The organism is Pseudomonas sp. GW822-FHT02E03, from assembly GCF_058802325.1.
Genome location: NZ_JBXAOA010000053.1, coordinates 1 through 12,271 on the forward strand (window position 1 = coordinate 1; position 12,271 = coordinate 12,271).

General features: G+C 58.4%; 14 protein-coding genes and 1 pseudogene. 8 read left to right on the top strand and 7 right to left on the bottom strand.

The window, feature by feature from the left end:
• Positions 1-101: 101 nt before the first annotated feature.
• Complete coding sequence (locus AC1RQB_RS25140) at positions 102-956, bottom strand: LysR substrate-binding domain-containing protein (protein WP_063343307.1); 855 nt, start codon at positions 954-956, stop codon at positions 102-104.
• A 94-nt stretch (positions 957-1,050) separates the two neighbouring features.
• Here AC1RQB_RS25140 and AC1RQB_RS25145 point away from each other — a divergent pair, with 94 nt between their 5' ends.
• Positions 1,051-1,692 carry an FMN-dependent NADH-azoreductase gene (locus AC1RQB_RS25145; protein WP_063343306.1) on the top strand — a complete coding sequence of 214 codons (642 nt, stop codon included), beginning with the start codon at positions 1,051-1,053 and terminating at the stop codon, positions 1,690-1,692.
• Positions 1,693-2,001: 309 nt separating this feature from the next.
• On the top strand, positions 2,002-2,382 hold the full coding sequence (locus AC1RQB_RS25150) for a RidA family protein (RefSeq protein WP_008073153.1): 381 nt from the start codon (positions 2,002-2,004) through the stop codon (positions 2,380-2,382).
• A gap of 109 nt (positions 2,383-2,491) precedes the next feature.
• Here AC1RQB_RS25150 and AC1RQB_RS25155 read toward each other — a convergent pair whose 3' ends face one another.
• Complete coding sequence (locus tag AC1RQB_RS25155) at positions 2,492-3,505, bottom strand: GlxA family transcriptional regulator (protein WP_198537216.1); 1,014 nt, start codon at positions 3,503-3,505, stop codon at positions 2,492-2,494.
• 326 nt (positions 3,506-3,831) lie between these two features.
• On the opposite strand from AC1RQB_RS25155, the gene AC1RQB_RS25160 reads away from it, so the two are divergent.
• The gene (locus AC1RQB_RS25160; protein WP_063343304.1) at positions 3,832-4,053 is read left to right on the top strand and encodes a hypothetical protein; all 222 of its coding nucleotides are present in this window, start codon (positions 3,832-3,834) and stop codon (positions 4,051-4,053) included.
• Positions 4,054-4,103: 50 nt separating this feature from the next.
• Here the strand turns inward: AC1RQB_RS25160 and AC1RQB_RS25165 are convergent, their stop codons facing one another.
• The gene (locus AC1RQB_RS25165; protein WP_008073172.1) at positions 4,104-4,556 is read right to left on the bottom strand and encodes an Lrp/AsnC family transcriptional regulator; all 453 of its coding nucleotides are present in this window, start codon (positions 4,554-4,556) and stop codon (positions 4,104-4,106) included.
• Between the two features lie 188 nt (positions 4,557-4,744).
• On the opposite strand from AC1RQB_RS25165, the gene AC1RQB_RS25170 reads away from it, so the two are divergent.
• From AC1RQB_RS25170 to AC1RQB_RS25185, 4 genes and pseudogenes are all read left to right on the top strand, one after another.
• The gene (locus AC1RQB_RS25170; protein WP_063343303.1) at positions 4,745-5,362 is read left to right on the top strand and encodes a LysE family translocator; all 618 of its coding nucleotides are present in this window, start codon (positions 4,745-4,747) and stop codon (positions 5,360-5,362) included.
• A 28-nt stretch (positions 5,363-5,390) separates the two neighbouring features.
• The gene (gene panB, locus AC1RQB_RS25175; RefSeq protein WP_008073176.1) at positions 5,391-6,233 is read left to right on the top strand and encodes a 3-methyl-2-oxobutanoate hydroxymethyltransferase; all 843 of its coding nucleotides are present in this window, start codon (positions 5,391-5,393) and stop codon (positions 6,231-6,233) included.
• Positions 6,234-6,254: 21 nt separating this feature from the next.
• The gene (locus AC1RQB_RS25180; protein ID WP_008073178.1) at positions 6,255-6,740 is read left to right on the top strand and encodes a MaoC family dehydratase; all 486 of its coding nucleotides are present in this window, start codon (positions 6,255-6,257) and stop codon (positions 6,738-6,740) included.
• Positions 6,741-6,855: 115 nt separating this feature from the next.
• A pseudogene (locus AC1RQB_RS25185) lies at positions 6,856-6,963 on the top strand (VOC family protein); the annotation flags it as partial.
• Positions 6,964-7,007: 44 nt separating this feature from the next.
• Here AC1RQB_RS25185 and AC1RQB_RS25190 read toward each other — a convergent pair.
• From AC1RQB_RS25190 to AC1RQB_RS25205, 4 genes are read right to left on the bottom strand one after another with little or no spacing between them, the layout of a single operon-like run.
• Complete coding sequence (locus AC1RQB_RS25190) at positions 7,008-8,132, bottom strand: agmatine deiminase family protein (RefSeq protein ID WP_063343302.1); 1,125 nt, start codon at positions 8,130-8,132, stop codon at positions 7,008-7,010.
• Between the two features lie 26 nt (positions 8,133-8,158).
• On the bottom strand, positions 8,159-9,262 hold the full coding sequence (locus AC1RQB_RS25195; RefSeq protein WP_063343301.1) for an extracellular solute-binding protein: 1,104 nt from the start codon (positions 9,260-9,262) through the stop codon (positions 8,159-8,161).
• A gap of 1 nt (position 9,263) precedes the next feature.
• Positions 9,264-10,172, bottom strand: a complete 909-nt coding sequence (gene aguB / locus AC1RQB_RS25200) for an N-carbamoylputrescine amidase (RefSeq protein ID WP_063343300.1) — start codon at positions 10,170-10,172, stop codon at positions 9,264-9,266.
• Positions 10,173-10,176: 4 nt separating this feature from the next.
• Positions 10,177-11,229: an agmatine deiminase family protein gene (locus tag AC1RQB_RS25205; RefSeq protein WP_063343299.1), complete on the bottom strand. Its 1,053-nt coding sequence runs from the start codon at positions 11,227-11,229 to the stop codon at positions 10,177-10,179.
• 134 nt (positions 11,230-11,363) lie between these two features.
• Between AC1RQB_RS25205 and AC1RQB_RS25210 the strand changes: the two genes are divergently transcribed.
• Positions 11,364-12,230, top strand: a complete 867-nt coding sequence (locus AC1RQB_RS25210; protein ID WP_063343298.1) for a LysR substrate-binding domain-containing protein — start codon at positions 11,364-11,366, stop codon at positions 12,228-12,230.
• Positions 12,231-12,271: the final 41 nt, after the last annotated feature.

The window sequence follows — 12,271 nt, forward strand, 5'->3', positions numbered from 1 at the left end:
ATGATCTCCGATGAGCCCCCGGTGAAAGCTTAGTGGGCGATCACAGGGGGCAGCGGGGGTAGCCATTTCATTAGGGCCTATTGTCGCCTCGAAAGTTACGATCAAGCCCTTCGCGTGGAGCAATACTCCACAATCAGCTGAGTGAGCGCCGCCACAATCGCCTGATCCGCGTCAGCAGAGGCAAACAATCGAAACTGCGCATCCGGCAAATCCGGCAATCCTTGCTCCGCACCTAGAGCCGCCAGTCCCTGCCCCAATTGACTGACCGTCATGGGCGCCACCGCGAAACCAGCCAGCGCCGCCGCCCGCAGCCCGGCGGTGCTGGTGCATGACATCGCCGTACGTTGGGCGATCCCCGCCTGAGCCAGCCGCCGCAGCGCTATCTCACGATAAGGACAGGGCTCAGGAAACAGCGCCAGCGGCAACGGTGTCGGTAACTGGGTGACGGGCTGCGCCGACCAGGCCCACACCAGCGGTTCTTGCCACAGTAGCAACCCCGCTTCGCTGGTTTCGCACAGAGAACCGATGACCAGCTCAAGATCACCTTGCTTCATCAGGTTCAGCAACGTGCCAGGAATGCCCACCTGCACGTCGATTTCCATGCCCGGGTACTGCGCCGCGAAATCCTGCAAAGCCCGCAGCAATCGCGGCTCGACAAAATCCTCCGACACCCCGACTCGCACCCGTCCGTGAAACGGTGTGCGCGTCAGTTGCGCCCAGGCATCGCGGTTCAGCGCGAGGATCGTCCGCGCATACGCGATCAGGCGCTCGCCATCGGGCGTCAATTGCTGGGTACGGGTCGTACGCTTCAATAGCGGTTTACCGACTTGTTCTTCAAGTCGCCGCATGTGACCGCTGACCGCAGATTGGGTCAGGTGCAGCTTTTCGGCTGCGCGACTGAAACCGTCTTCATCGACGACGGTGACGAATGTTTTTAACAACAGCACATCGAACATAGTTCTATTCGTGATTAATGGCTTATTTATTCACGATTTATATTCCAAATAAAACTATGTTGCAATAATCCAACTTCCCCGCCCGAGACACGCCATGACCACCCTTCTGCATATCGAATGTTCGCCGCGCAAACAACGGTCGGCCTCCCTTGAAGTCGCCCGCGGCTTCATTGCGCGCTATCAAGAAAACACCCCGGACACCGAGATCATCACCCTCGATCTTTGGAATATGGTTTTGCCGGAATTCGATGAGCTGGCAATGGACGCCAAATACGCCGGGCTCAATGGCACGCCCTTGAGCCCGGCGCAGCAAGACGCCTGGAACACCTTGAAAGACCTGGCCGGGTTCCTGCACCGCGCAGACGTCCTGGTGATGTCCGTGCCACTGTGGAATTTCAGCATCCCGTACAAGCTCAAACACTTCATCGACCTGGTGTCGCAGAAAGACATTTTATTCAGCTTCGACCCGGAGCGCGGTCTGGAAGGCATGCTGCACAACAAAACCGCCGTGGTGATGTACGCCCGCGGCCTGGATTTTTCGGCGCAGTCGATCACGCCAGCGGAGCGCTTCGACTTTCAGAAGCCCTACGTGGAAGCCTGGCTGCAATTTATCGGCGTGAGCGATGTGCACTCGGTGATTGTCGAGAAAACCATCCTGGGGGAAGACGTTGACCTGAGTGCTCGCAAGGCCGCGACTCAGCAGGCCATGAGGCTGGCAGATAGTCTCGTTAGCTGACGCTTGAAGTGCTCTCACCGGATGATCGCGTTAAGCAAAAAAAAGGGCGATCTCTATAAAGTAATGCCAGTCAGTTATGCGCAATCCATGTGGGAGCGGGCTTGCTCGCGAAGACGGCGGCACAGTCAACATTGATGTTGCCTGACACAACGCCTTCGCGAGCAAGCCCGCTCCCACAGGTTTCGCGCTTTAACTGACTGGCATTGAGTCACGACGATGGGGCTGTAAACTGGCCGCATGGCTAATCTGGCCTGCTGCCAGCCGCCCCATACACAACCGCCCTTTACCACCTCAAGCAAGAGAACCCTCATGGCAAATCGCGACATCACCTTTCTCCCCGACCCAGACCCGGAATCCATCTCCTCCGATGTCGCCGGTTTCGGTGGCCTGTTGGTCTCCACTCAAATCCCCACCCGCGCCGACGGCAGTCTGGAGCTGGGTGGCATCACCGAGCAGAGTGAATGCACTCTGCAAGCGCTCAAGGTAGCGTTGGAGCTTGCCGGCAGTTCGATGGACCGGATTCTGCATCTGACCATCTACCTCACTGACATGGCCGATCGCGCCGCTTTCAACGAAGTCTACAAGCGCTTCTTCACCAAGCCCTGGCCGGTTCGCGCCGCCGTTGGCGTGGCCTCTCTGGCGGTCGAAGGTATGCGCGTGGAAGTTACCGCGATGGCGGCCAAGCGCTGAATCTGCGGACTGATCCGGTGGCCCGGCTCCAGCGAGCGGCTACCACCGGGCCATTCCCGACGGCAGTTTTTGCGCCGTCGGGCGATCCTCACCGGGACTCAAAAAGCGGCTATTTGACCAGCCGTTTTTCCTTGGAAGGCCTATAGCCGAAGTACGAGCTATAGCACTTGCTGAAATGACTGGGCGACACAAAGCCACAGGCAACCAGCACGTCTACCTGGGACAGCTCTGTGTGCTGAAGGAGTCGACGCGCTTCGGTGATGCGCAGCTCCATGTAATATCGCTGCGGCGTGGTCCCGAGTTGCTCCTTGAACAAGCGTTCGAGTTGTCGCCGGGAACGGCCCGCGTAGACTGCCAGTTGCTCCAGCTCCAGAGGCTCTTCGAGGTTGGCGTCCATCAGCTTGACCACCTCTCGCAATGGCGCGCTCACACAGATATTTTCAGCCGGTTTGATGCGCCGATAACGAGACTCCTCGAAAGCAAGAATGTCCTCGATACCCTCGACCAGGGCTTTATCGTGCAGTTCCTTGATCCAGTCCAACGCCATATGAAATGCCCCAGAGGGACTGGACGCGGTGAGCCGGTCTCGATCAATCACATAGGGTTCACTGGTGACATGCGTCGCCTTGGAGATTTCCGCGAGTGCGGGACGATGTTCGGGGTGAATGGCGCAACGGTATCCATCGAGCAAGCCTGCGCTGCCCAGGAACCACGCACCATTCCACAACCCGGCCAGACTGACACCCTGATCTGCCGCCGCTCGCAACAGGCTGATGAACTCATCAGTCGCCTTCAGTTCTGTCCGGTAGCCGCCGCAAATGACCAGCAGGTCCAGGTTGTGAATGGCTGAAGAATCGATACGAGCATCCGGCCGAATGACCAGGCCCAGGTCGCTGATGACCTCCCCCTCATTCAAGCCGAACGTTCGGGAAGAGAACAACCCGGGGCGCAGAAGATTCGCGGTGACAATCGTATCCAGCGCTTGCGTGAACGCGGGCAGCGAGAAATGCTCGAGCAGCAAAAAGCCTGTCCGAGTCATTCGAGCAGCCTCACCAGGGTTTTCATTCAGATAGCGGAGGTTTTTCCCTTTCATGCCTCCGCTGAATTGACGTCGTTCGATCAATGTTCGACCCACTCGGTTACGTTAGCCAATCTGTCATTTGGTGCGCTTGTAAAGCGTCATGCTACCTGCAGAAGCTCAAAAAGCCCTAGCACCATTATGCGACCGATCAGGCCAGTTGAAAGCCGTGACGAAGCGGGTCTTTATCATCGACGAAAATGGTGTTGGGGCCGGGGACGACACGCGAGAGAGCGTTTGCGACATGCCATTGAGGCAAGGGAGAGACGTTACTGAAAACGGCAAGCACTGAACCGCGTCATAAAGACTGAAAAACCCGAACTCCCTCCATACCGCTGAATCCAATGTGTAGGCCAATGGAGGTGAGCGAAATGAACAATGATGACCGTGTTAAAGACGACAAATCAGAAACGCCCTCGAACGTCCCGCCTGCCGATACGTCTGGCAAACCCGACGATGTGATTGAAACAGAGCTTGAGGACAGCGACAGTGACGCCGAAGGTGTAAATCAAACTCATGCCCAGGAGCTGGAGGCTGAAGAGCTCAGGCGAAAAATAGCGGAGATAGAACGCAAGGTGGCGGACGGTAATTAGCGAAGGGGCGAGGCCTTCGGATCGCCTGTCGACGATGAAACTTGCTCAAGTCACAGAGGAAGCGAACGGTCTTGAATGACTCGTTTCATCACCAGGGTGGAAGTCAGGCGCTGAACGTTAGGCAACGTGGAAAGGCGCTCATCGTAAAGCTGCTGGAACGCTGGCAGATCTCCGGTGACGACATGGAGAAGGTAATCAGGCTCTCCAAAAAGCCTTTGAGCCTCCACTATCTGGGGGATCGCCTGAAGCGCCACCTCGAATGCTTCAACCGCCCGGCGATCGCCCTCGCGAAGCGTCGCAAACACCATTGCCGAAAAGTTAAGGCCGAGCGCGGCGGGAGCGAGCTGTGCGCGATAACCCAGAATCACGCCTGATTCCTCCAGGGCACGCACCCGACGATGGCATGGGGACAGGCTAAGACCGACCCGCTCTGCCAACTCAGTCACCGACAGGCGCCCGTCCGCCTGAAGCTCAGCAAGAATTTTCAGATCAATCCTGTCCATATAGAAGAATCTCCCTCAACGCGATATCCAGACTGGAATAATAGAGAAAATATTCTAGCCGGTTTCAATTATTCTTTCCGTGAACTTTATGGCTGGTCGTCCGTACTTTCTGAAAAAAGTCGGAACGCCTCTCAATGTCTGCGAGATAGAAACATGCAAGTACCCGTTGAAATAAGAAGGTGGCGAATATGACCCTTAGTGTTCTCGCCGCATTCTGGGCTGTGTCGTTTTTGTTTGTTATAACCCCGGGGGCGGATTGGGCGTACGCGATCTCGGCGGGCTTGTTTGGGCGTGTCGTGATGCCCGCCGTGGCCGGGCTGTTGATCGGGCATTTAGTCGCAACGTTGGTCGTGGCGGCCGGTGTCGGCGGACTTGTTGCAAGCAACCCCGTTGCCCTTTCGGTGCTCACCGTGGGTGGGGCTGGGTATCTGCTGTGGCTGGGCATCAACATGCTTGTGCATCCCTCGGTTCCTCGCGCGGGACAGGCCCAGGAATCCGCCTCCTGGGCGCGCTGGACCTTTAAAGGGCTTTGCGTGAGCGGCCTCAACCCCAAGGTATTTCTGCTGTTCCTGGCGCTACTGCCTCAATTCACCGACCCGACCGCTTCCTGGCCAGTGCCGATGCAAATTATCGCGTTAGGCCTGCTCCACGCGTTCAGTTGCGGCGTGATTTATCTGCTGGTGGGGTTCGGCTCTCGAATCGTGTTGCAGGCACGTCCCGTTGCGGCTCAAGTGGTCAGTCGGCTTTCGGGGGCGATCATGATCATTATCGCGGTGCTGTTGCTGATCGAGCAGATCTTGCACTGAGCGATTATTCATCTCGGAGGAAAAGATAATGAGTGACACGTTCTCGCCTTACGGCAACAACGAAGTGTCGAATGTGAAATCACGTATCCGGATTCCTCATCTGCAACAGATGAAAGTGCAAGGCCAGACGTGGGCGATGCTGACGGCCTACGACATGTACACGGCCACGATTTTCGAAGAAGCCGGCATTCCTGTTCTGCTGGTGGGCGACTCGGCATCCAACAATGTCTACGGTCATGAATCCACGCTTCCCGTCACGGTTGACGAGCTGATTCCACTGGTACGGGCCGTCACCCGATCAACCCGCAGACCATTGGTGATTGCCGACCTGCCCTTCGGCTCCTACCAGGCCTCTGCCGAGCAATGTTTTCATACCGCTGTCCGTTTCATGAAGGAAGGTGGCGCCCATGCGGTGAAAATCGAGGGTGACATTGAGATGCTGCCGCAGGTCGAGAAACTCACCCGCTCGGGGATTCCGGTAATGGCTCACATTGGTTTTACCCCGCAATCCGAGCATCAATTGGGTGGCTATCGTGTTCAGGGACGAGGTGACAATGCGCAGCGACTGATCGAGAGTGCCCGCGCCTTCGAGGCCGCCGGCGCCTTCGCGCTGCTCATTGAAATGGTGCCTGCTGAAGTCGCTGCACGCATCACTGCCGCCGTTTCCATTCCTACCGTCGGCATTGGCGCCGGCAACGGTTGCGACGCCCAAGTATTGGTTTGGCAGGACATGGCGGGGCTGCGTACCGGGCCTCTGCCCAGGTTTGTCAAACAATACGCCGACATGCGGGGCGTGTTGCTCGGGGCCGCGCGCGACTTCGCCGGCGATGTGCAAGCGGGCGACTTTCCAGGGGACGAGCATTCCTTCTAGTCGACAGGACAAGGGACTTCAATGAAAAGCTTCAGACAGCGTGCAGCCGAAGGGCTTCAAACGGGTGATAGCTTCACCCTCTCCCGCTGCTTCTCGGCGGAAGATATCCAGCACTTCGCGCAGATCTCCCGCGACTACAATCCGGTGCATTTCGATGCGCGTTTCGCCGAAGCCCGACGCCTTAAAGCGCCGGTTTCTCATGGCCTGCTGACGGCGAGCCTGATGACTGAAATCGGCGGCCAGATTGGCTGGCTGGCCTCAGCGATGACTTTCCACTTCAAGCGCCCCGTTTATCCAGGGGATACCGTCACCTGTCATTGGCTCATCAAGGACATGGATGAAAAAGGTCGTGCGACGGCGGTTATCACGATGACCAACGAGGACGGCATTACCGTGCTGGAAGGAGAAACCAGCGGCGTTTTGCCTGGCCCGCAGGAGCGGGAAATCATGAGGCAGATGCTGGCCGAGGGTGATCCCACGAATGAGGTGTCGCGTTCTGATAGATGATCGCCATGGGTTGAGAGCTGCCCTTACTAAACCGGGTGTTTCGGCCGATTCTGAAAAGTCAGCGTTCGGATTCAGTCTCTTCTACAGAGCCGATCCATAACGGCCGTTCCATCACGCCGCGATAGCCAATCCTGATCAAGCGGCGGCCAAGCGCGCGTTCGACGCCATGATGGGGATGGGCAAGATCGACATCGCTGCGATCGAAGCGGCTCTGGAGGGTTAACCCGCGCCCGCGGATGCAAGGGCATACCGACGCGCTGGTCCAGACTACGCCTGCGGTTGGTGACTGGTCACACAGTGGATACCGCCACCACCGGCGGCGATCGCGTCGATGTTGAGCTGTACCACCTCACGGTCCGGGTAGAGCTCAGACAACAGATCAAAGGCTCTGGTATCTGCCGCCTTGTCACCAAACTCCGGCGCAATGATTGCCCCGTTGATGACGAAGTAGTTGATGTAGCCGGCGGCAAAGTCCGGGTTGTTGCGGCTGAACTTGCTCTTGCGTGGATTGAGCGGTGGCGACACGGTATGCACCTGCAGTTTGCGGCCGTCGGCATCCGTGGCCTGTTTGAGAATCTCCAGGTGGGCCAGTGTCACTTTCCGGTCGTAGGACTCAGGGTCGTTGTCGAGGTTGGCGATCACCACGCCTGGCTTGACGAAGCGGGCGTAGAAGTCGACGTGGGCGTCGGTGATGTCCTTGCCTTTGATGCCCGGCAGCCAGATGATTTTGCGCAAGCCCAGGCGGGCTTTCAGCTCTTGCTCGACCTCGGCCTTGCTCCAGTCGGGATTGCGGTTGCTATTGATCCAGCTGCTTTCGGTCATGATCCCTGTTCCGTGACCATCGACTTCAATACCACCGCCCTCGCCCACCAACTCGCTGCGGATGTGATCGGCATCCACTGTGTCGGCAACCAAAGCGGCCACCTGCGCATCCTTACTGTACTGCTGCTTGTTGCCCCAGCCGTTGAAGTTGAAATCCACGGCGCCGAGCCCGCCTGCTCCATCGATGACAAAATTGGCCCCGATATCACGCATCCAGACATCGTCGAGTTCGGTGGTGACGTAAGTGATGTTAGTCGTGCCGCAATGTTCTTCGGCCAGCCCCCGCTCGTTACTGCGACAGAACACGGTCACCGGCTCATAGTGGGCGATGGTGCGAGCAATCAGGCCAATGGCCTCTTGCACATCAGGGGTGAAATCCTCCCAGATGGCCTCCTGCGCGCCAAACGCGACGAAGGCTCGCCGGTGTTTGTCGCCCTCATCCGGCATGCGCCAGACACCTTGTGTGGCCGCTCCTGCGTTCAAGGGCGTCAGGCCAAGTCCAATGGATACTGCAGCGCCTAAACCGGCCACTACCGATACGTGTTTGATGAACTCTCGACGAGTCGACATGATGATTCCTGAATGTTTGTCTGAAGTCATTTCGTGGTGGCTGTCTTGAACTTGGTCCAGGTTCGCATGCGCGCCCGCATGTCGGGCTGGGGAATGTCCTTGCCAGGAATCAGCCGTTCGTAAGTGGCCTCGTCGAGGTAAATATCCGGGTTGTTGCGCATGGTCGCATCGACGCTCGGACGTGCCTTGGCATTGGAGGTGGGATAACCGGTGAAGTTACTGATCGCGGCCATGTTCTGCGGGCGCATGACGAAGTTGATGAATGCATAGGCGTACTCCGGATGTCTGGCGTCGACGGGAATCGCCATGGTATCCATCCACACCGTGGTGCCTTCACGGGGAATCCGGTACTGGAACGTGGTCTTCTTGCCGGCGGTGTCCGCTGTCCGTTGCGCCTGCGTCATATCCCCGCTGTAACCGAGCGACAGGCACAGGTTGCCGTTCACCAGATCGGTCACCGGCTGCGACTGGAACTTGCGTATGTACGGCCGTAGTTTGAGCAACAGTTCACTCGCCGCCGCCAGGTCTTCAGGCTTTGCACTGCGTGGCTCACGACCGAGGTAATTGAGCGCCACCGCCAGCACTTCGTCCGGCGAATCGATCATCGAAATACCGCAGTCGGCAAACCTGGCGGCCAGTTCAGGTTTGAACAGCATGTCCAGGCTGTTGACCGGGGCATCCGGCATGCGCTGTTTGATCTGCTCGGCATTGTAGGTCAGGCCGATGGTGCCCCAGGTGTAAGGGACAGTGGCCTGGTTCGAATGCACATAATGCGTGCGCAGTTTCTGCAAACCGGGTTCGATGTCATCCAGGGCCGTGAGTTTTGACCGGTCCAGCGGCAGCAGGCTGCCGGCGCGCATCAAGCGCTCGGCCACGGTGTCGCCCGGGAAGATCAGGTCATAACCACTGCCGCCAGCCAGCATCTTGGCTTCCAGCGTCTCACTGCCATCCATGACGTCGTAGATCACTTTGATCCCGGTTTCGGCGGTGAATCGGGTCAGGGTGTCCTCGGCAAAATAGTCGGCCCAGTTGTACAGCCTGAGGGTTTTCTCCTGCGCGTGCAGCGACGGCAAGGCACCGCCAAGCGCCAATCCCAGCGCGCCGATCAACAGCTTGTTGGACATGCGCATATCAAACCCCTTGAGTGTTCCAGCGTGCATTGAGGTGACGACCATCCTGGCTTAACAGCGCCCCGTACATGTCCGGACGACGGTCGCGGTAAATGCCCCAGCTCAGGCGCTCTTCACGCATGGCGGTCAAATCCAGGCTGTGAACCAGCACACCGGTACTGTCTCGGTCGGCTTCGGCGAGCAGCTTGCCCTTGTGGTTGCAGATAAAGGACGAGCCGTAGAAGTTCATCTGCAGGGTCGGATCGGTGGTCGCCACCTCTGGGCCGACGCGATTGGCCGCCACGACCGGAAGGATGTTGGCAGCCGCATGGCCGCGCATGGTCATTTGCCAGTGGTCACGTGAGTCCAGCGCTGCGCAACCAGGTTCAGAGCCAATGGCGGTGGGAAACAGCAAGACTTCGGCCCCCATCAACGCCAGGCAACGCGCGGTCTCGGGGAACCACTGATCCCAGCAGATCCCCACACCGATGCGCCCAAAAGCCGTGTCCCAGACACGAAAGCCCGTATCGCCGGGGCTGAAGTACTCCTTCTCCTGATAACCGATGGCGTTGGGAATATGGGTCTTGCGATACACACCCAGCAAGCGCCCGTCAGCATCGGCCACGCTCAACGAATTGAAGTAGGCATTGCCTGCCTTCTCGAACCAGCTCAGCGGCAGCACCACCCCCAACTCTTTGGCCAAAGCGGCAAAGCGCTTGAGTACAGGGCTGTCTCGATATTCTTCGGCCAGCGCCAGGTGTTTGTGGCTTTGCTCGATGCAGAAATACGGTGTGGCAAACAGCTCCTGCAACAGGATGACCTGGGCGCCTTTGGCAGCTGCCTCACGCACCAACCGCTCAGCCTGATCGAGGTTGTGTTGCAAGTCCCAGGTGCAGGGCATCTGGGTGGTGGCAATCGTCAACAGGGTCATGGCATCAACCCTCCAATGGCCAGGCGGGTTGTTGCTGGGTGATGCAATGCACCCCGCCGCCGCCATGCGCCAGATGATTGATCCGCACCGGTACCACTTCGTGGTCGGGGAAGGCCTGGGCCAACACTTTCGCAGCCGCATGGTCGGCATCAATGCCATAGGCCGGCATGATGATGGCGTTGTTGGCGATGTAGAAGTTGGTGTAGGAGGCACAGAACACTTCAGCGCCGGCGTCCACGGCATCGCTCGCTTCATACAACTCGATCAACTCGAATTTTCGGCCTTGGGCATCTGTTGCCAGCTCCAAAGCGCGACGGTTTTCCCGTACCACTTCGGCATACACCGAGTGCTTGTCGTGAGTGGCGTCCACCAGCAACACGCCAGGACGCGCGAATGCGCACACGCCATCGACGTGGCCGTCAGTCATGTCGCCGGTTACATGATCCGGATCGCCCGGCAGCCAGATGGTCTTCTTCACACCCAGCAAACGGGTGAAGATTTCTTCCATCTCGGCCTTGTTCATGCCCGGGTTGCGATTGGGATTGAGCAGCACTGACTCGGTAGTGATCAGCGTGCCTTCGCCGTCGACATGGATGGCGCCGCCTTCGTTACTCAGCGGTGTACCAAAACACTGCACGCCCAGGTGATTGAGTGCGCGGCGCGCCAGGCTTTCGTCCAGATCATGCGCCGACTTGCCGCCCCACGCGTTGAAGCGCCAGCTCACACCGGCCAGGCCTTGTTGCCGGTGGCAAACGAAGCTTGGGCCGGAGTCCCGGCACCAGCTGTCATTCACCGCCAGCTCGATCAATTCGATGTTGGGGCCGCACAGCGCGTGGGCACTGGAGACTGCCGAGGGGTCGACGACCATCTTCACCGGTTCAAAACGGGCGATGGCGTTGGCCACGCGGGCGAAGTCCTCTTGGACCAGCGCCAGCGTAACGCCCCAACCCGATTCCCAGAGCGCCTGGTTATGTGGCCAAACCATCCAGGTCGCGGCGTGCCTGACCCACTCTGCCGGCATCACCCAACCACTGTTTCGAATTTCATTCTGCTGCATGACAAGTACCTTTAAGTTAAGCCATTGTGTTCAACGAAAATTGCACTGGCGGTCTTGGCATGCATGCTACGGCTGTAAAAAAGGGCAAACAAACGATGGATTTTGCGGAAAACTGATTAGGAGAACTTATCGATATGCTCAAGCACTGGCCACCGCTCGGCACCCTCCGCGGCTTTGAAGCCGCTGCCCGGCTGGGCAGTTTCCACAAGGCCGCCGACGAGTTGCACCTTACCCAGTCCGCCATCAGTCAGCAGATTCGCAGCCTTGAGGCGTACCTTGAACAGCCCTTGTTCTTTCGCAGCGGACGCAGCGTCAGCCTGACCGATGCAGGTCACGACCTGCTCAGCACCACCCAGACGCTGCTGCAACAACTGGCCGTCGGCATTCGCCGCCTTGGGCAGTATCAGAAACCCAACCAACTGGTACTCAACACCACCCCGGCGTTCGCCCGTCACTGGCTGCTGCCGCGCCTGGGGGATTTTCGCCGTCAGCATCCGGAAGTCGATCTATGGATTTTCAGCACCGATGAAGTCCCGGACATGGCCAGCCAGACTATCGACCTCGCTGTGCGCGATGACATCAGCTCTCAAGCCGAATGCAGCTTCAAGGTGCTGCACGCAGACCGCCTCTACCCGGCCTGTCACCCGAACCTGTTGGCGCTGCCACGCGAACAGCGCACAACCCTTCATGGCGAGCGGGAAATGGACTGGAGTCACTGGGCGGTGGAAGCCGGCATCGATGTAGGCCAGCAAGATCAGGGGCTGAACTTCTCCGACCCCGGCTTGCTGCTGGACGCTGCTTGTGCAGGGCTCGGTATCGCCCTGGTCAGCCAATTACTGAGTCAGCAGGCACGCGCCAACGGCTTGTTGCAACCCTTGGTGGAGCAAACCATTCGCGGCCCGAACTGGGCCTTGCTGACCCATCGGGACAGTGAGAGCAATGCACGAAGCTTCAGCGAGTGGTTGCTCAGTCACCTGGAAGCAACAAGCCCGACAACGTAACAATTCTGGTCCAGATATTTTGTCCATTCATGAACGATTGC

Excerpts from the sequence above, each read along its gene's own strand:
- AC1RQB_RS25140 (WP_063343307.1), bottom strand. The coding sequence starts at position 956 with ATGTTCGATGTGCTGTTGTTAAAAACATTCGTCACCGTCGTCGATGAA.
- AC1RQB_RS25145 (WP_063343306.1), top strand. The coding sequence starts at position 1,051 with ATGACCACCCTTCTGCATATCGAATGTTCGCCGCGCAAACAACGGTCG.
- AC1RQB_RS25150 (WP_008073153.1), top strand. The coding sequence starts at position 2,002 with ATGGCAAATCGCGACATCACCTTTCTCCCCGACCCAGACCCGGAATCC.
- AC1RQB_RS25160 (WP_063343304.1), top strand. The coding sequence starts at position 3,832 with ATGAACAATGATGACCGTGTTAAAGACGACAAATCAGAAACGCCCTCG.
- AC1RQB_RS25165 (WP_008073172.1), bottom strand. The coding sequence starts at position 4,556 with ATGGACAGGATTGATCTGAAAATTCTTGCTGAGCTTCAGGCGGACGGG.
- AC1RQB_RS25170 (WP_063343303.1), top strand. The coding sequence starts at position 4,745 with ATGACCCTTAGTGTTCTCGCCGCATTCTGGGCTGTGTCGTTTTTGTTT.
- panB (WP_008073176.1), top strand. The coding sequence starts at position 5,391 with ATGAGTGACACGTTCTCGCCTTACGGCAACAACGAAGTGTCGAATGTG.
- AC1RQB_RS25180 (WP_008073178.1), top strand. The coding sequence starts at position 6,255 with ATGAAAAGCTTCAGACAGCGTGCAGCCGAAGGGCTTCAAACGGGTGAT.
- AC1RQB_RS25190 (WP_063343302.1), bottom strand. The coding sequence starts at position 8,132 with ATGTCGACTCGTCGAGAGTTCATCAAACACGTATCGGTAGTGGCCGGT.
- AC1RQB_RS25195 (WP_063343301.1), bottom strand. The coding sequence starts at position 9,262 with ATGCGCATGTCCAACAAGCTGTTGATCGGCGCGCTGGGATTGGCGCTT.
- aguB (WP_063343300.1), bottom strand. The coding sequence starts at position 10,172 with ATGACCCTGTTGACGATTGCCACCACCCAGATGCCCTGCACCTGGGAC.
- AC1RQB_RS25205 (WP_063343299.1), bottom strand. The coding sequence starts at position 11,229 with ATGCAGCAGAATGAAATTCGAAACAGTGGTTGGGTGATGCCGGCAGAG.
- AC1RQB_RS25210 (WP_063343298.1), top strand. The coding sequence starts at position 11,364 with ATGCTCAAGCACTGGCCACCGCTCGGCACCCTCCGCGGCTTTGAAGCC.